Annotated in this window: 15 protein-coding genes; 7 read left to right on the plus strand and 8 right to left on the minus strand. The window is 42.3% G+C overall.

All coding sequences use genetic code 11. The annotated features are described in order from the left end of the window. Positions 1-10 precede the first annotated feature (10 nt). Together AOC03_RS00930 and AOC03_RS00935 are read left to right on the plus strand one after the other, a co-directional pair. Positions 11-811 carry an amidohydrolase family protein gene (locus AOC03_RS00930; protein ID WP_062533184.1) on the plus strand — a complete coding sequence of 267 codons (801 nt, stop codon included), beginning with the start codon at positions 11-13 and terminating at the stop codon, positions 809-811. A gap of 183 nt (positions 812-994) precedes the next feature. Continuing rightward, the gene (locus AOC03_RS00935; RefSeq protein ID WP_227514256.1) at positions 995-1,669 is read left to right on the plus strand and encodes a hypothetical protein; all 675 of its coding nucleotides are present in this window, start codon (positions 995-997) and stop codon (positions 1,667-1,669) included. A gap of 33 nt (positions 1,670-1,702) precedes the next feature. Here the strand turns inward: AOC03_RS00935 and phoU are convergent, their stop codons facing one another. From phoU to pstS, 5 genes are all read right to left on the minus strand, one after another. Further along, the gene (gene phoU, locus AOC03_RS00940; RefSeq protein WP_062533186.1) at positions 1,703-2,494 is read right to left on the minus strand and encodes a phosphate signaling complex protein PhoU; all 792 of its coding nucleotides are present in this window, start codon (positions 2,492-2,494) and stop codon (positions 1,703-1,705) included. 103 nt (positions 2,495-2,597) lie between these two features. After that, positions 2,598-3,512, minus strand: a complete 915-nt coding sequence (gene pstB / locus AOC03_RS00945; protein ID WP_062533187.1) for a phosphate ABC transporter ATP-binding protein PstB — start codon at positions 3,510-3,512, stop codon at positions 2,598-2,600. A gap of 94 nt (positions 3,513-3,606) precedes the next feature. Continuing rightward, a complete protein-coding gene (gene pstA, locus AOC03_RS00950) occupies positions 3,607-4,518 on the minus strand; it encodes a phosphate ABC transporter permease PstA (RefSeq protein ID WP_062533188.1) in 912 nt (303 codons plus the stop codon). Positions 4,519-4,592: 74 nt separating this feature from the next. Then, positions 4,593-5,546: a phosphate ABC transporter permease subunit PstC gene (gene pstC / locus AOC03_RS00955; protein ID WP_062533189.1), complete on the minus strand. Its 954-nt coding sequence runs from the start codon at positions 5,544-5,546 to the stop codon at positions 4,593-4,595. Between the two features lie 202 nt (positions 5,547-5,748). Then, positions 5,749-6,918, minus strand: coding sequence for a phosphate ABC transporter substrate-binding protein PstS (gene pstS / locus AOC03_RS00960; protein WP_062533190.1), 1,170 nt, complete (start codon positions 6,916-6,918; stop codon positions 5,749-5,751). Positions 6,919-7,324: 406 nt separating this feature from the next. On the opposite strand from pstS, the gene bilR reads away from it, so the two are divergent. Next, positions 7,325-9,244 carry a bilirubin reductase, long form gene (bilR, locus tag AOC03_RS00965; protein ID WP_062533191.1) on the plus strand — a complete coding sequence of 640 codons (1,920 nt, stop codon included), beginning with the start codon at positions 7,325-7,327 and terminating at the stop codon, positions 9,242-9,244. A 36-nt stretch (positions 9,245-9,280) separates the two neighbouring features. Here the strand turns inward: bilR and AOC03_RS00970 are convergent, their stop codons facing one another. The 3 genes from AOC03_RS00970 to AOC03_RS00980 form a co-directional block, all read right to left on the minus strand. Beyond that, a complete protein-coding gene (locus AOC03_RS00970) occupies positions 9,281-10,612 on the minus strand; it encodes a sensor histidine kinase (protein ID WP_062533192.1) in 1,332 nt (443 codons plus the stop codon). 15 nt (positions 10,613-10,627) lie between these two features. After that, positions 10,628-11,377 (minus strand): response regulator transcription factor, encoded by a 750-nt coding sequence (locus AOC03_RS00975; protein ID WP_062536329.1) that lies wholly within the window; start codon positions 11,375-11,377, stop codon positions 10,628-10,630. 103 nt (positions 11,378-11,480) lie between these two features. Beyond that, positions 11,481-13,121, minus strand: coding sequence for a phosphoethanolamine transferase (locus AOC03_RS00980; RefSeq protein ID WP_062533193.1), 1,641 nt, complete (start codon positions 13,119-13,121; stop codon positions 11,481-11,483). 263 nt (positions 13,122-13,384) lie between these two features. Between AOC03_RS00980 and AOC03_RS00985 the strand changes: the two genes are divergently transcribed. The 4 genes from AOC03_RS00985 to AOC03_RS01000 all read left to right on the plus strand — a co-directional run bounded on the left by AOC03_RS00985 (position 13,385) and on the right by AOC03_RS01000 (position 17,223). After that, entirely contained in the window at positions 13,385-14,134 is a 750-nt protein-coding gene (locus tag AOC03_RS00985; RefSeq protein ID WP_062533194.1) for a PAP2 family lipid A phosphatase, read from the plus strand. A 271-nt stretch (positions 14,135-14,405) separates the two neighbouring features. Beyond that, positions 14,406-15,014 carry a cytochrome b/b6 domain-containing protein gene (locus AOC03_RS00990; protein WP_084785726.1) on the plus strand — a complete coding sequence of 203 codons (609 nt, stop codon included), beginning with the start codon at positions 14,406-14,408 and terminating at the stop codon, positions 15,012-15,014. Positions 15,015-15,033: 19 nt separating this feature from the next. After that, the gene (locus tag AOC03_RS00995; RefSeq protein ID WP_062533195.1) at positions 15,034-15,708 is read left to right on the plus strand and encodes a response regulator; all 675 of its coding nucleotides are present in this window, start codon (positions 15,034-15,036) and stop codon (positions 15,706-15,708) included. Between the two features lie 54 nt (positions 15,709-15,762). Continuing rightward, the gene (locus tag AOC03_RS01000; protein ID WP_062533196.1) at positions 15,763-17,223 is read left to right on the plus strand and encodes an ATP-binding protein; all 1,461 of its coding nucleotides are present in this window, start codon (positions 15,763-15,765) and stop codon (positions 17,221-17,223) included. The last annotated feature ends 106 nt before the right edge of the window (positions 17,224-17,329 follow it).

Consider the following 17,329-nt stretch of genomic DNA (forward strand, 5'->3'; position numbering starts at 1 on the left):
GGAGTGTTTTATGCAGTATATTGACACCCATGCGCATGTCTTCTCGCATCATGCTAAGTTTGTGCCAACGTCGCGCTATCGTCCCGAGTATACGGCGAGCGTCGAGGATTATATTGAACAGCTTGATAAACATGGCTTCAATCAAGGTGTACTGATTCAGCCAAGCTTTTTGGGAACGGATAATAGCTGTATGTTAGCGGCGTTAGCAGCACAGCCTAAACGGCTTAAAGGCGTGGCGGTTATAGATAATAAGACAGATATGGCGACTATGCAGGCGCTTGATAAACAAGGCATTGTTGGTATCCGTCTTAATCTGTTCGGGCTACCTTGTCCTGACTTGACTCTGCCAGAGTGGACTGGATTTTTAACTCGTTTAGCAGATATTCATTGGCAAGTCGAGCTTCATGCGCCATCTGCTTATCTCGTGCAGTTGCTACCAATGCTCAAGCTGTATGCGCTAGATGTGGTTATCGATCATTTCGGACGTTTTGATGAGAATAAAGGAGTAGCAGATCCCGATTTCCAAACGTTGCTCACTATTCTTGATGCTACTCAGCACTGGGTAAAAGTGTCGGGATACTATCGTTTAGGTGAAAACATAGGAATACAAAATGCTAAGGATGCTTTTAAGCTATTAGTGCAGCACGGTATGCAAAATCGCTTGATTTGGGGCAGTGATTGGCCACATACTCAAAATGAGAGTGACATGAGTTTTGATAAGGCGCTAAATGCTTTTAAAGATATTGTCAATGATGAGGCGTTATATAACCAAATATTGACGAAGAATAATGCAGCGTTGTTTAGGTTTTAGCTGAGTGCTCTGTTATTTTAAATGTAATCCAAATTATCTGAGAGGATAGTTTGGGTTTTTTTTTGACTCTAAATATCGCTATAACATAAGTTCCAATAGCTCATCAATAAGGTAGAATAATCACTCTTTTGATGGTTTAGATATCAGTCGTTGATGAATATGGTTAATGATGAGAGTAAATTAATGCGCCTATTTTATTATGTGCCTGTCTTAATTCTGTTGACTACGCCACAGACACTATGGGCGTGTCTGCCTCATTCACCGTCCGATGTATTTATTGGTCGTGTACAAGCTTTATCACCCGTTCCAGAGGTTAATCAGCCGATAAATTTTGATGTGCAGTTTAGCCGTCATCGCTTTGTCTTTCGCCCCTTTTTGACTTGGTTTAAGTACTCTAAACCTCAGCAATGGCGCAGTAATTTTGAGCTAAAAAATATTGAAAAAAATGAGTTGGTTATTGGTTTAGCCTATAACCCAGATGGTAGTAAACCAGCAGACTATACAATATCATCGCTAGCAGCACTGCGCTGTGAGAATGATACATTGATAATTGGCAAGCCAGTAGTGTCATTTGTGGCGTGGAATCGTGAGAATGATAGTTGTCGTCATGATGGTGCTACGCCTATCGGCATATTAGATGGGTTTTTTACTGAAAATCAAGCCTATTATTTACACAAGCTACAAGAAAAATATCCTACCTGTGAACAGCTTGAATCGGCGTTTCCTATAACTGTTGATGGTGCTAATGGCGCTGATGTTGTTAATAAAATGAGTAATGTTGATGAAAAGCCGCAACCCAGTGAGGCTAATTCATCATTATGGCAACATCTTAAACAATGGTTAAAACAGCTTTTCTAACGCTGTTTTAATGAAAAAGCTTTTAAGTTAACCTTACTCATTAACCTTATCATCTATTGTACTAGCGCTGTTCTCTTGGCTTATAGTAACTTGCGGGTAGTGTGATGCCATGCGATCGTTGGCTTCCTGTACCGCTTTTTCAACCGAAGTATAGTCCGAATGACGCACATCGTGCCCACTCATGTAGTTAATAACTAGCTCAGCGATATTTTGGGCATGATCACCAATCCGCTCCAGCGCACGCAACACCCACATGACGTTAATCACTTTGGAGACGTGCCGCGAGTCTTCCATAATATAAGTCATTAGTGCGCGCAGTGCAGATTGGTATTCAGCATTGACCACTTCATCATTACGAATGACTTCAAACGCTTGCTCGGCATTGGATTGGCTAAAGGCATCAAGGGCATTGTGCAGCATCAAGCGCACATGATTGCCTAAATGTTGAACTTCAGCGTAACCATATGGCGTGTGGCTTTGAGTGATTATTTTTAATGCCATTTTTGCTATTTTGACCGCTTCATCACCAATGCGCTCTAGGTCGACCACGCCTTTACTGATTGCCATAACCAAGCGCAAGTCACTGGCAGTCGGCTGCCGTTTTGCCACTAATAATAAAATATGTTCATCAAGCTCAATTTCCATACGATTGATATCAAAATCCATATCAATGACTTCTTGCGCCATTACCGCATCTTTACCAATCATCGCGTGGATGGCTTTGGTTACTTGATTGGCGGCACTATCACCCATGTATAAAAATAAGCGGATGGCTTCATCAAGGTCTTGGTCAAAGCTTTTAGAAGTATGTTTATCATTTTGCATCAAGGGTACTCCATAACATCAAAATATTGGGCGCATCATGCAGGGTATTTAAAAAGTAATGTTTAATTAAAATGCTTAGTTAAGTCATGTTTTTAGTAGCATTTTAACCGTAACGACCAGTAATATAGTCTTCAGTGGCTTTTTGGGCAGGATTGGTAAAGACCTGATCGGTTTCACCCATTTCAATCATATCGCCCAAATACATATAAACGGTATAGTCAGAAACCCGTGCGGCTTGTTGCATGTTATGCGTCACGATGGCAATGGTGTAATCATTTTTTAAATCTTCAATCAAATCTTCAATCGCGCCAGTTGAGATAGGGTCCAGCGCTGAGGTTGGCTCATCAAGCAATAATACTTCCGGCTTAGTCGCCACGCTACGCGCGATACACAAGCGTTGTTGCTGTCCGCCTGATAAAGACAATCCAGATGCTTTTAGCTTGTCTTTAACCTCTGGCCACAGTGCTGATTTTTTCAGTGCCCATTCGACGCGATGGTCCAGTTCTGCTTTGCTTAGTTTTTCATACAAGCGTACGCCAAACGCCACATTGTCGTAAATGGACATCGGGAAAGGGGTTGGTTTTTGAAATACCATGCCAACTTGTGCGCGTAATAAGTTCACATCGATATCTTTACCTAAGATGTTATTGCCATCAAGGTTAATATTGCCTTCAGCACGCATGCCGGGATACAGGTCATACATGCGATTAAAGGTACGCAGTAGGGTAGACTTGCCGCAGCCAGATGGACCGATAAAGGCGGTAACTTTTTTATCCGCAATATCAATATTGATATTTTTCAGCGCTTGAAAGTCACCATAGTAAAAATTCAAATCACGAATTTCCATTTTTGCAGGTGGCATATTTTTGGGAATATCTTGCCATGTTTGCTGAGTAAAATGAGCGCTATCGGGTTGTGCCATTTGCGCTTTGCTTGGTATTGAATTCGTAAATAGGCTGCGGTTTTTGGCGTTAAAAGTTTTGTCTGTTTTAGAAGTTCTTTTTTTAACATCGCTCATAGGATATCTCGTTCAGCTTCATTAAATATAGGAAAATGGGTTATTAACAATTAGTTCTTAATATTAGGTAGTAATGAAAAATATCGTATTTCTATTAGTGCTGATCTCTATTGCCGATAAAGCGTGCCAAAATATTTAATACCAAGACCGAGCCAGTAATTAGGAGTGCTGCTGCCCATGCTAAGGTATGCCAGTTCTCGTAAGGGCTCATCGCAAACTGGTAAATGGTATTGGGTAAGTTTGCTAATGGCTGACCCATATCGGTACTAAAATATTGATTGTTTAGCGCGGTAAATAGTAAGGGTGCTGTCTCACCCGTAATACGGGCAAATGCTAATAATATACCGGTAGTCAGTCCGGCTTTAGCGGCTTTAAAGGTAACTTGGGTCACCAGTTTCCACTTGGGCGTGCCCAGTGCATAGGCAGCTTCACGCAAGGTATTGGGCACCAGTTTAAGCATGTTTTCTGTCGTCCGTACGACCACAGGAATGACAATGAGTGCCAATGCCAACGCGCCTGCCCAACCAGAGAAGCTTTTGCCTTTGACCATCAATGCGTAAATAAATAGCCCGATGACAATCGATGGTGCTGATAATAAAATATCATTTAAAAATCGGGTCACTTTACCTAGCAAGCTACCATGCGAGAATTCGGCTAAGTAAATACCTGTCATCAGTCCAATAGGTGCACCGATAAATAACCCTGAAAATGCCAGCATGACTGAACCAACAATGGCATTGCGTAGTCCACCCACGCTCATTGGTGGCGGCGTATCAGCCGTAAATACTGGCAATTGAACTAGACCTTGAAAGCCTTCTACCAATAACGTTAGCAAAATCCAACAGAGCCAAAACAAGCCAAATACCATTGCTGACATCGCAAATCCTAAGCCAAGCTTATTCATCCAACGTCGTTTGTTATATAAACTTTGGTTATAACGACCCTTAAAATTGGTGGCAATCGGCAATGTATTATTAACAGCTGTACTGGCAGGGGTAGTGGACATAACCTATATTTCCTTATCGTCTTAGATAAAATAGTACGCGTGAGTTGGCAGAGTTAAACTTTTTAGAGTTAGACTTAGCGATTGCCAGCCTTATGATCCATACGCATGAGCATCAGCTTGGCAAGTGACAGTACAATAAAGGTAATGACGAATAAAATTAAGCCTAAATGCAATAGCGATGCCAAATGCAACTCACTAGATGCCTCCGCAAACTCATTTGCCAGTGCCGAGGTAATCGTTACCCCTGAGGTGAACAAACTGGGGCTGATATTAAAGGCATTACCAATTAAAAAGGTCACTGCCATGGTTTCACCCAAAGCGCGTCCAAGCCCTAAAATGACACCGCCGACGACTCCTGCTTTGGTGTACGGTAAAATAACTTTAAACATGACCTCCCAAGTCGTCGCGCCCATACCATATGCCGACTCTTTAAGTAAGTCGGGCACTACAGCGAAAACATCGCGCATGGTGGCAGCTATAAACGGGATAATCATAATGGCGAGCACCAAAGACGCGGTAAACATCCCCAGTCCCATCGGTGCGCCAGTAAATAATTTACCGATAATAGGCAGTGGACCTATATGCTCGATAAACCAAGGCTGAATATGGTTGCCAAAAAAAGGCGCAAAGACAAACAAGCCCCACATGCCATAAATAATCGAAGGAATACCGGCTAATAACTCAATAGCAATACCCAGCGGTTTTTTAAGAAAGTTAGGGCACATTTCTGTTAAAAATATAGCAATACCAAAGCTGATCGGCACGGCAATTAAAATAGCGATAAATGACGTTACTAACGTGCCGTAAATAGGTGCCAATGCCCCATATTCGTTAGCAACCGTATCCCAGTTATTACTGGTATAAAACCCAAGTCCAAATGTCTGGATACTCGGTAGCGCACCAATGACCAAGGAGGCAAGAATACCGCCCAATGACAACAGCACCAGAATGGCAAAAGCTTTGGTTGCATTGACGAACAGTGCATCGTAACGTTTTTGTTTAGCCAGTTGCGACCTTAGATCTATCATAAATGTCTCATTATTAAATATGATTCAGTCGAAAAAATTGGAGAGATAATAGACGGTTTTATTATCTAATATTGTTTTGCAACAGCAAACTCAAAATGGTAAAGCGTATTAAAAAAACTGCTGCGCTTTACCGTTAAATTTGCTGTAATAAAACTTATCAAGCTACGTTATCAATAAGGTTGTCATTAATATTGTAATGAATTTACTGAGCTGGCTTATATAAGGGCTGTCCATCACTGCCTTTCACGTCATTCCACTTGGCTTTAAACAACGCTACTGCTGTGTCAGAGAACGGTACATAATCGAGCGCGATGGCGTCATCATCCCCTTGGCTATATGCCCAATCAAAGAAATTTAATACGCCAGCCACTTGTTTGGGATTTTCTGGTTGTTTGTGCACTAAGATGAAAGTAGCGGCAGCAATTGGCCACGCTTGCTCAGTCTCAGAGTTGGTAATGACTTTATAAAAGCCTGCGTGTTGTGACCAATCGATATCACCCGCTGCGGCAAAAGTTTTTGCCGAAGGTTGCACAAAGTTGCCTGCTGCATTTTTTAGCGCAGTGTGTGCCATATTATTTTGCTTAGCATAGGCATACTCAACATAGCCGATAGAGTTCTTCATACGATTGACGTAGCTTGCCACGCCCTCATTGCCTTTCCCGCCTGCTCCCTTTGCTGACGTTGGCCATTTCACCGTTTTGTCTACGCCAACAGTATCTTTCCAAGCCGTTGATACTTTGGCTAAATAATCGGTAAAGTTAAAGGTCGTACCAGAACCGTCAGAGCGAAATACGGTGGTAATCGCGGCATCAGGTAGGGCTAAGTCAGGGTTCAGCGCTTTGATAGCCGCGTCATTCCATTTACTGATTTTACCCAAATAAATATTTGCTAAAGTTTCGCCATCTAATTGTAATTGACCCGGTTTGATACCGTCAATATTAACCACAGGTACGACGCCGCCAATCACAGAGGGAAACTGAATCAGACCTGACGCTTCTAATTCCTCAGGGGTTAGCGGCGCGTCAGATGCACCAAAGTCGACCGTTTTTGATTCAATTTGCTTAATACCGCCTGATGAGCCAATAGACTGATAATTGACCTGACCCCCCGTTGCCGCATTGTAGTCAGCTGACCACTTGGCATAAATAGGCTGCGGAAAAGACGCACCAGCACCCGTAATGTTAAGGGCAATATTTTCAGCAGATTTAAAACCTGATGTTGAAGCCGCCGCGGTTTGATTGCTTGCAGCTTGCGCAGACGATTCCGTCGCTACTGCACCAGTAGCATCAGTGTTTGCCTCTTTTTTACTATCACAAGCTGCTAAAGTCAGGGCGCTCGCCATTGTTGCCACAGCCAGTAATGAATAACGCATGTAACTCTCCTAAATGGAATTAATTATGAATAAAATTTGAATAAATGAAGTAAGTTACCAAAAAAATAATGTAGCTATTAATGCTTTTATTAAAAAATGATTACAATAAGCGGTATTAATGAATAATACGGTAATACTTGTAGATAATACTTTGATATTAAACCAATTTTAAATATTAAGAGTTAAGTAATAGAACGGTAATTTTATAGGGTTTAGGTGCTATTTCTAATTAAGAAACCTTAACTTAGGCACACTCTAACAGCCGAGTATTACATTTTGATGACGATCAAAAATCTTACTTTAATAAAATATTAAACCCCACAATTAGAGCAGGGAATGAGAGAATAGCGGAATACGACTGTTTAACAGTTACGATTATTTCTGAGATATACATAAGAGAGTGGTTATGAAAATATTAGAACCCATCACGATTGGCGGTGTAGTCTTTAAGAATCGCATCATGTTTCCGCCGCTAACGACAGGGTATGAAGCCAAAGACGGTACGATTAGCTCGCAAAGCAATGGCTTTTATACACGGCTTGCGAAAGGTGGCGTCGGATATATTGTGCTGGGTGATGTCGCGCCTATCCGTAGCTTTGCACCCACACCTAAGCTGTTTGATGATAGCCAAATAGCAAGTTTTCGCCTGCTCGCTGATAATGTACATGCCTATGGCGCTAAACTTGGCGTGCAAATATTCCACCCAGAATATGACTGCGATACCCTTAATGCGTTGTTTGCTGCGGGTGAGATGGACAAAGTGCGTACTCAACTACATCACGATATGCAGTTTTTCATTAATGAAGTGTCTGAAAACGCCTTGATGGCTATTATTGACAAGATGTGTGCTTGCGCAGTGCGCGCTCAGAAAGCAGGTGTGGATGTCATTCAAATACATGGTGACAGGCTAGTGGGCGCGCTGTGTAGCACGCGAATGAATACACGCACAGATAAATTCGGTGGTTCTCTGGAAAATCGTACTCGTTTTGCCTTGATGTTGGTCGCTGCCTTGAAGAAATCAGTGCCCGATATGATTATCGATTATAAATTATCAGTAGTTACTCCTGATCGTGGTAAAGGCGGTATTGATGAGGCGGATGCGCCACTGTTTGCACAGTGGCTTGAAGATTCTGGCGTGGATATGTTGCATGTTGGGCAGGCGAATCACACCGGTAATATGGCAGATACTATCCCACCGATGGGTGTGCAGCCTTATTGCTTTTTTGCGGATATTACAGGCGATATTAAACGTGAGGTTTCTATTCCTGTCAGCACTTCAGGGCGTATTATTGATCCCAATATGGGCGAGAATATGCTTCAAAACGGCAAGGCTGATATGATTGGTATTGGTCGTGCGTTGTTGGCTGATCCTGATTGGACGAATAAAGCTGCTGCAGGTAAAGCCCGAGATATTATTCGCTGTATCTCATGTAACGAAGGCTGCGTTGATAACGTTCTCAATCGTTCATTTATCGCTTGCGTGGTCAATGCTGAGAATGGCTTTGAAGAAACACGCTTTATCACACCGGCTAAAATAAAGAAAAACATTGTCGTCATTGGTGGCGGTCCTGCAGGATTAGAGGCTGCCCGCGTTGCTGCAAAAAAAGGGCATCGTGTCACCTTGTTTGAACAAGAAAATAAGCTGGGCGGACAGTTGAATATAGCTAATATTCCCCCTCGTAAAAGTGAGATATACCGTGCTGTAGAGGATTTAGTACAGGCAGTCCACCGTGAGGGCATGAAATTGCATCTTGGGAAAACCGCCACTGTCTCAAATGTGCTGGCGTGTGCTCCCGACGTTGTAATCGTAGCCGTTGGTGCGTCGAGCTTCACACCGCCTATAACAGGCGTGGATGGCGAAAACGTCCGTGATGCGTGGAAAGTACTTGCTGGTGAGCAAAAAGTATCTGGTCGCGTGGTGGTTATTGGCGGTGGTATTGTTGGTTGTGAAACGGCAGAATATCTTGCTGAACAAGGTTGCAAGGTATCAGTGGTAGAGATGCAAGATAAGATTGCAAATGACTTAAGCACGACTATTCTACCGACCATGCTTGAGAGTTATCGAATACACGGTGTAGAACAGTATGTGAATCATCAAGTCATCAGCATCGATAAGGAAAAATTGCATTGCGGGGATAAGGACAGTAAGCCGGTAGCAATTCCGTGCGACTACGTGGTTATTGCCAGCGGCGCACGTCCCGTTGAATTTGACACAGCAGCATTCCTTGATAAAGGTATTGCAGTCGTCAAAGTAGGAGACTGCTTAGAAGTTGCTGATATCTCACATGCGATTAAAACCGCTTATGACGCGGCTAATGCCCTTTAATGTTAGGGGTAAATATATCCGATTATTATAGAAAATTTATTCATTATTATAGTCATTGCTATCAATTTGGGACAGCGCGTTTTTATACTGAATCTTAAAGGTACTGCCACCTGAGGCATTAGGTTGGTAGTGCAATTGCCAACCGAGATGCACCATGATACGTTGCACAATACTGAGTCCCAATCCGCTACCTTCAATAGCATTAATATCATCGATGCCACCACGTTCAAAGCGCTCAAACAAATGTGGCGTCATCGATTCACGGATGCCTATGCCGCTATCGACAACGGTAATAAAGTCATAATCAATGGTAATCGTGACTTGTCCTGACTCTGTATATTGAAAGGCATTTTTAATCAAATTACCCACTGCCATTTTTAGCAATTCAGGACGCACCATCGCTGCATAGCTGTGGTCAGCAATAATTTCGCAGGTCACAGATTTATAGCCAATCAGGTATTGTAGCCGTTCTACTTCTGAGGTTATCACTGAATTAATAATCGTTCTTGGCGCATCCAGTTGCTCAGGCGTTCTTGATAACATCAGTAAGGCGGTGATAATGTCTGAGGTTTCAGTTGCCGTATGATGAATGCGTCGGGTGAACTCACGCTGCTGACTGTCTAAAGGTAATTGCGATTCAAGTACTTCCGCTGCGCCAATAATAATCGTGAGCGGTGTTCGTAGCTCATGGCTCACATCTCCTGTAAATAGCTGCTCTCGAAGCAAATAGCTGGCGAGTTTTTGATTCTTATCATCAATGACACGCGCCAACACCCCGACCTCTGAGGGTAGATGTAGCAGGGTGCTTAATGATTCGTTATCTGTTTCGACGGCATTTTTTAAAATTAATAACGGTTTAGTAATTTGGTAGGAAGATACATAGGAAAAAAGAATAGCAATCGCAAAACTTAGCAGAACCGCAAGCAGTAAGGTCTGTAAAAATATGGCTTCAAAGTGTTCGAATATCGCTAAGACTGGATAGTCTTCAAGCGCCATATGATCCTCTAGTAGATAGGTCAAAATATACCGTTGACCCTCTTTTTGATGGGTGAAAAAGTGCAGCTCTCTATTTTGACCATTGACCTCGACTGTTATTTCTTGAACCGTTTCGGTCGCTTTTGCCTGTAGTTCAGGTGGCGCAGTATCAAATCGATAGATATTAATACCAGAATCCGCTGCGTAATGATTTTGAATACCCGATTGTTTAATACTAAGTGACAGCTGTTCCAGTAAACGGCTCTTAACCAGCATTTCCTCCATATGGATGCCCGCATAAAAAAATATACTGACAAAGGTCACACATAATATGGCGGTAAAAATCAGATAAGATAAGCGGAACTTTTGGGAAATAGAATCAAAAGCTTTCATGCGGTATATGTTCGCTTATGTGAGTGTGTTATTGCGCGCGTCAGGAAGACTGGCAGGCAGATTATCAGCTAGGTTAGCAGACGAGTTATCAGGTATAGCAAGCTGATAACCGACACCAGTTATGGTCACAATCATCGGATAAGTGAAAGGTTTATCCACTTGTTGGCGTAAGGTATGTACGTGAGTACGCAATGCATCACTATCAGGGATATTGCGTCCCCAAACCTTATCTTCAATTTCACTTTTACTGACCACTCGTGGTGAGGTCACCATTAATAATTGCAATATCTTAAAGCCAGTTGGCGTCAGCTTTAAAGGTTGATCTGCGCGTGTTACTAAGTGACATTCGGCATCTAATCGTAGTTCGCCGACTTGTAATATATGCTGAAAATGATCATCTTGATGACGGCGTATTAACGCTTTGATACGAGCGTCAAGCTCAACGAGCGAAAACGGCTTGACCAAATAGTCATCTGCACCACTCTCAAAACCAATGACTTTATCAGACACCGTATCACGCGCGGTCAGCATTAAGACAGGCGTTTTATTGTGATGTTCCGCACGCAGCGTTTGGCATAACTTTGTGCCATTCATCCCCGGTAGCATCACATCTAGCAAGATGACATCGTAGCGATTTTCAATAGCTAATGCCAAACCACTGTTACCATTATAAGCATTATCGACCTCATAGCCTTTTGGTTCAAAAAAAGCATAGATATTGGCAACGATGTCAGGATTGTCTTCAATAATCAGTATTTTAGTCATTTTCATTCCCAGTCTCGTTGCTTTTTTTCAATATAATGCTCTGATAATGCCACACCACATATACTACTGCATTTTAAAACTGCTGTATTTTAAAAAAGTATGGCTATTGCGCTTTAAACAAGGTTTGTTTATCCGCAACTTCTTGAGTTTGAATACCATAGAAACTCAGCAAGGACGGGGTGATAATGTCATGTGAGACAGGCTTTGCTACCATTGATTGCAGACTCGCGGCATCAACGCCATTATCTGTCGGCGACCAGACAATCAAAGGCACATGTTTTTGTGCTTTAGGGGCTATTTTATAAGGCAGACCATGAAGATAGATATTATTCTCACCTAAGCTCTCACCATGATCGCTCATATAGACCATCGTTACATCATAGGTTTGCTCATATTTCTTCAGGGTTTCAATTGTCGTATTTAAAAAGTAGTCGGTATAAAGAATGGCATTATCATAGCCATTAATTAAGCTGCTTGAATCGCACTGTGACAGCTCGTTACTCTTACAAACGGGTTTGAATACCTCAAATTCTTTTGGATAGCGCTTATAGTAAGCCGGTCCGTGATTGCCCATCTGATGCAAGAGAATTAACGTATCTTGTGGTTTGCCTGATATCGGTACGAGCTTATCAAAGCCACTTAGCATCCCAACATCGCGGCATTCGACATCACATACGGGATTCAGTGTTGCTGTTTTAAAATCCTCATAAGTCACTCGGTCGGCAACGCCTTTAGAGCTAGAATTATTATCGCGCCAAACTACTTTTACGCCCAGTCGACTGAGGGTATCAAGGACATTTTCATGGTACTTTGCCTCATCGATATCATAGTCTTTTTGCCCCAGATAACTAAACATACAAGGTACGGAGTAGGCAGTAGATGTGCCGCAAGCACTGGCGTCTTTAAAGCTATAGATATTTGCTTGTTTGCTCAATAGGGGCATGGTATCGCGGGGATAGCCATTCAAGCTGATATGATCGCCACGAACCGTTTCACCAACGACAAAGACCATTAACTTAGGTTTAGACGCTGTTGTGGTGTTTGCTACACTCACTTTTTTGGCATCCGTTGCATGGGTAATCATCGAGGTGGGGCGGGTCATGTCATCGTAAGATACTTTCAATAGTTTAAACGCTGAATAGACAGGCGTAATCGGATTGGTATAGTAGCGCACTTGCTTATGCTGACGGAAAAAGCTCGCATATTGGTCGCCAAAAGGCAGCAAACTGACAGCGATTAAAGCGACCGCTAGAATGAGTGTTACCGCTTTATGCTGTACTGCCTTTTTCCATGATAGTCGAGGTACAGCCACTTTGAAAATTAAGAAAGCGGGCAATATGCCTAATAGTAATACTCGAATAAAAAAAGCAGGGGCTAATAGGTCGCGTGCCTCTGCCTGATCGGTTTGTAGACCATTTAGTAACATATCACGGTCAAATATCGTGCCGTAACTATCGGTAAAGTAGGCACAAACTGCTGCGACAATTACCATGAGTATCAAGACAAAACGATAGCTGAGACGATAGCAAAGCAGTTGTAAAACCAGCCATAAAAGACCTAGTAACATGCCGCCCAGTGAGATAATAAATCCCGCATTGTTTTTAAAGTCGTAGATGCTTAATGCGTGCTGAAAAAATCCTAGATTTGCCGTGATTACTAGGAATAATGCGGTCAAAAAAATCAGATAGTCTAAGCCAATCTGACGAGTTGAGAGCGAGAGTTTGGATAACCATGTATGCATCATGTAGACCTGTCTGATCTGATATAGTAAATATAAAAGAGGTAAGTTAGCAAAATTGCTGTTAAGAACACGTTAATATCGTGCATTATTCTGTCGCGATTCGTCTTAACGCTATCTTAACAACTGGCTGCATTATAATGTAAAGATATCGCCAAGATTTAATGTTTGATAATTATCGTGATTACACTATAGCTGATATTAATCGTCATTCTTGGTTTGGTTACTATTTATAGTGGTTATATTATTGTAGTTAGTGAGATGTGTTGATGAATCAAGTTTATACGCCACTTATCAAGCAATGGCTAATCCTGCTTGCTCTAACTATCGGCTCTACGTTGGTATTTGAGCACAGTCAACTAGACGTTCGCATCAGTGAGCTTTTTTATTCTAATGGTGATTGGCTGCTGGAAAAAGGCGGACAGCCTTATGCGTTTATCCTGTACGATTTCCCCAAAGCCTTGCTGATATTAATGATTGTAGCATTATTGGTAATACTCATCTTAAGGTATGTACGGCGTAAGTCTACTTATACGATGCGTGCCAAAACTTTCTTTATTGGGCTAGTCACTACGTTGTCGAATCGTGAGATAGGCTATTTATTGGTGACGTTGATAGCCGTGCCCACCATTATTGCTTCGCTAAAAGCCGTTACTCACGTCAGTTGCCCGAATAATTTGGCTTTGTTTAATGGGGCGTTACCGTATCTTAGTATTTGGCAGAATATTGTTGCGAACACAGAAGCCAAGTGCTTTCCTGCAGCGCATGCAAGCGCGGGCTTTGCATTATATGGATTTGCCTATCTGCCTACTCTGAAACGTCATCGCGTTAAAATCATTATTTTAACTACCATCTTAGGATGGACGATGGGGATGTATAAAATGCTCATTGGCGATCATTTTTTTAGTCATACTTTGGTATCAATGCTGCTATCGTGGACGCTAGCGTGCGGCTTTGCTATGATTTTCTTTGCTAAGCGCCGTGTAAAAAAGCCCGTGCTATTAAAGATATCGGTATAAGATAATAATCATTATACCTTTAATAAATATCTCCAATTATATCTTATATTACCGTCGCAATCGTCATTAGCATAAAGTCCCTAGCACTTGTGTTCAACTATTCATTTATATTCTTAACTGGTTTCCTAAGCTTCCCTTAAGTTTTGTTTGTTGTAATAGCGATAAGACAGATGAGGTTATCTCTAGTCTGCTTACGATATTTTGCTTAGCTTTAATTTTTAGCAGCCGGATATCGTCAATAAATAAATGTATGATTGAGGGAGTGACGACCATGAGCCACAATAACAAAACTAATTTGATCCATCATTCTGATGTAGCGTCATTAACGGTCCTCAAAACTCGGCAAGTGCGAGTTTGGGATATTTTGGTCAGATTTACTCACTGGACAGTCGCTGCTGGTATTATTGCTAACTTACTCTTTACTGAAGATGGCAGCGAGCTGCACGAAGTTGTCGGCTATACCGTGGTAGGATTGGTGGTGATACGCTTGCTGTGGGGTTTGGTTGGAACGCGCTATGCACGCTTGACTGACTTTTTCCCGACGCCTACACGACTGAAACGTCATCTAGCTGATTTAAGCGCGCGCCGTGTTGATGAACAGCATTTGGGTCACAATCCATTAGCCGCCCTTATGATGTTCACGTTATGGGCGGTGATTATAGGCTTAGGCTTGACAGGATATCTCATGGAGACGAAAATTCTTGGTAATAAAGACTTAATGGAAGGGATTCATGAGTTCTTAGCCAATAGTTTATACGTGCTTGTACCGCTGCACATTATCTCTGCTATTGTGATGAGTTATTGGGAACGGCAAAATCTTATTAAAGCGATGATAACCGGTAATAAAACGGTGACAGATGAGCCGTCAGATGTGAACTAAACGAAGCGGCGGAAGACACATGGCACGGATATTATTAATAGAAGACGATAGCAGCATTGCTGAAGGTATTATCCTCGGCTTAAAGAGCCATGGCATGATGGTCGATTGGTTCAGTGATGCTAAGCAAGGTGAAATGGCACTGCAAGAGGATATGTTTGATGCGGTGCTGCTTGATTTAACCTTGCCAAAAGGTGACGGCATGACCGTGCTGCAAAACTGGCGTGCCAAACATATAGATACGCCGGTGTTGATTATCACCGCTCGTGATGCGATTGCTAATCGGGTGGCAGGACTCAATGCGGGCGCTGACGATTACTTGGTTAAGCCATTTGCATTGGATGAAGTCATTGCCCGTCTGCAAGCTCTAATGCGGCGCAGTCAGGGACGCAGCCAACCTGAGATTCGTTATGGTGAAGTGGCGTATCAGCCAAACACTCAGCAAGTGACTTATCAAGGTCAAGTGGTTGAATTGACCATCAAAGAAGTGGCAATCTTAGAGCAAATGCTGACCCATCCCAAGCAAATCCACAGCCGAGCAAGTTTAGAAGATAAGCTATATGGTTGGCAACAAGATATCGAAAGTAATGCCATTGAAGTGCATATTCATCATTTACGTAAAAAACTGGGTAATGACTTTATCTTGACCAAACGTGGCATCGGCTACTATCTTAATCCCGCTCACTCCCGCTTATAGTCATGCACCTATCTATTTTTTACTTATCCACTTTGCGCCCCAATAGGTGAGCCTATGAAAAGTATCCAGCAACGGCTATTAACCTCCCTATTGATTGGTCTGCCTTTACTGTGGGTACTCACATCTGGCTTTATTGCGTGGCGACTGTGGCATGAAATCAAAGAGATGAACGATACCCAGATTACCCAAGTTGCCCGTTACTTAATAGGTGTCGCTCCTAAAGAAGATGACAATAAAAACGATTATGAGAAAGACGACAGCAAAAGTAAAAAAAAGCGCCCCGCCAAAATATATAATCTAAACAGTAAATATCTATCAGGTGACCTTGGTAATGCCAAAGATGACTATATGGGCTTTGCTATTTGGAATAAAGACGGACGCTTATTGATGGCAGATGAAAATGGTCAATCCTTTGCATTTTTACCTGATCAGCATGGGTTTTTAGAAGAAAGTGATTCTGCTTATCAGCGGCTTAACCCATTTAGTAAGCGTTGGCGTTTATTTTATGTTCATGATGACCATGATTCTAAGCATAAAGGTCGAGTGATTGCGGTCGGTCAAAACCTTGATTCTCGCCAAGAGATGATTGTTAGTGCCATGACTGTGCAAGTGCTACCGATGTTGATTGGGCTATTGGCATTTATCGGTTTGGTCATTTGGTTGATTCGGCGCGGGTTTATGCCGTTAACCCAAATCAGTGCCGAGCTTGCACAACGTCAGCCGCAAGATGACAGTCCCATAACCGCAGATGTGCCCAAAGAAATTCAACCTTTGGTGACGGCTTTAAATGTTTTATTTGTCAAAGTCGCGGAAACGCTAGCACGTGAGCAACGCTTTACGGCTGATGCCTCGCATGAGCTACGAAGCCCGCTTGCAGCTTTAAAACTACAAGCGGATTTATTACAGCAGCAGCTATTACAGCTATCTGATATAGAAGATGACAATCAGCTATTTTATCATGCTCAAAAAATCAGCAATGGCATCGAGCGTGCCACTCATCTAGTCGACCAGTTATTGATTTTAGCCAAAATAGAACCGCAACAACAATTACCGCCTGAGCAATTAGAAAAACCAGACTGGCTGATACTCACAGATATTGTGCTTAGTGATGTCAATCGTTTGGGTCGTGAAAAGCATATTCAGTTAAAACGCAGCGTAATCTGCGACAATCCTGCTGATATTTTACCTATTCTTATCAATCCAATATTATTCAAACTGTTAATCCGCAACTTATTAGACAATGCCATTCGCTACTGTCCTGACGGCTCTTTGATTGAACTTCAGTTAGATACCAATGCCATTAGCGTGGTGGATAATGGTTTAGGTGTAGAGCCAGAACAACTAGCGCGGCTAAGTGAACGCTTTTATCGTCCAGCTGGTCAAAGCCAATTGGGTAGTGGCTTAGGACTGTCCATTGTTAATCGAATTGCTGAGCTGCATGGTCTGACATTAATATTTGCCAACCGCCTCCCACCAGACATAGGCTTTATTACATCAGTAATCTTGAAAAAATAGTAATAAAGCGGCTTATCAAACCATCAAAAATAAATCGCACTCTCTTAAGTTTGAGTTAATGTTCACCCCGTATGCTAGTTGTATTCCCTAATGATATATACGGAGT

This window comes from Psychrobacter urativorans, from assembly GCF_001298525.1.
GTDB classification, from domain to species: domain Bacteria; phylum Pseudomonadota; class Gammaproteobacteria; order Pseudomonadales; family Moraxellaceae; genus Psychrobacter; species Psychrobacter urativorans_A.

Excerpts from the sequence above, each read along its gene's own strand:
- pstA (WP_062533188.1), bottom strand. The coding sequence starts at position 4,518 with ATGTCCACTACCCCTGCCAGTACAGCTGTTAATAATACATTGCCGATT.
- pstC (WP_062533189.1), bottom strand. The coding sequence starts at position 5,546 with ATGATAGATCTAAGGTCGCAACTGGCTAAACAAAAACGTTACGATGCA.
- pstS (WP_062533190.1), bottom strand. The coding sequence starts at position 6,918 with ATGCGTTATTCATTACTGGCTGTGGCAACAATGGCGAGCGCCCTGACT.
- AOC03_RS00990 (WP_084785726.1), top strand. The coding sequence starts at position 14,406 with ATGAGCCACAATAACAAAACTAATTTGATCCATCATTCTGATGTAGCG.
- AOC03_RS01000 (WP_062533196.1), top strand. The coding sequence starts at position 15,763 with ATGAAAAGTATCCAGCAACGGCTATTAACCTCCCTATTGATTGGTCTG.
- bilR (WP_062533191.1), top strand. The coding sequence starts at position 7,325 with ATGAAAATATTAGAACCCATCACGATTGGCGGTGTAGTCTTTAAGAAT.
- phoU (WP_062533186.1), bottom strand. The coding sequence starts at position 2,494 with ATGCAAAATGATAAACATACTTCTAAAAGCTTTGACCAAGACCTTGAT.
- pstB (WP_062533187.1), bottom strand. The coding sequence starts at position 3,512 with ATGAGCGATGTTAAAAAAAGAACTTCTAAAACAGACAAAACTTTTAAC.
- AOC03_RS00930 (WP_062533184.1), top strand. The coding sequence starts at position 11 with ATGCAGTATATTGACACCCATGCGCATGTCTTCTCGCATCATGCTAAG.
- AOC03_RS00980 (WP_062533193.1), bottom strand. The coding sequence starts at position 13,121 with ATGATGCATACATGGTTATCCAAACTCTCGCTCTCAACTCGTCAGATT.
- AOC03_RS00975 (WP_062536329.1), bottom strand. The coding sequence starts at position 11,377 with ATGACTAAAATACTGATTATTGAAGACAATCCTGACATCGTTGCCAAT.
- AOC03_RS00935 (WP_227514256.1), top strand. The coding sequence starts at position 995 with ATGCGCCTATTTTATTATGTGCCTGTCTTAATTCTGTTGACTACGCCA.
- AOC03_RS00985 (WP_062533194.1), top strand. The coding sequence starts at position 13,385 with ATGAATCAAGTTTATACGCCACTTATCAAGCAATGGCTAATCCTGCTT.
- AOC03_RS00995 (WP_062533195.1), top strand. The coding sequence starts at position 15,034 with ATGGCACGGATATTATTAATAGAAGACGATAGCAGCATTGCTGAAGGT.
- AOC03_RS00970 (WP_062533192.1), bottom strand. The coding sequence starts at position 10,612 with ATGAAAGCTTTTGATTCTATTTCCCAAAAGTTCCGCTTATCTTATCTG.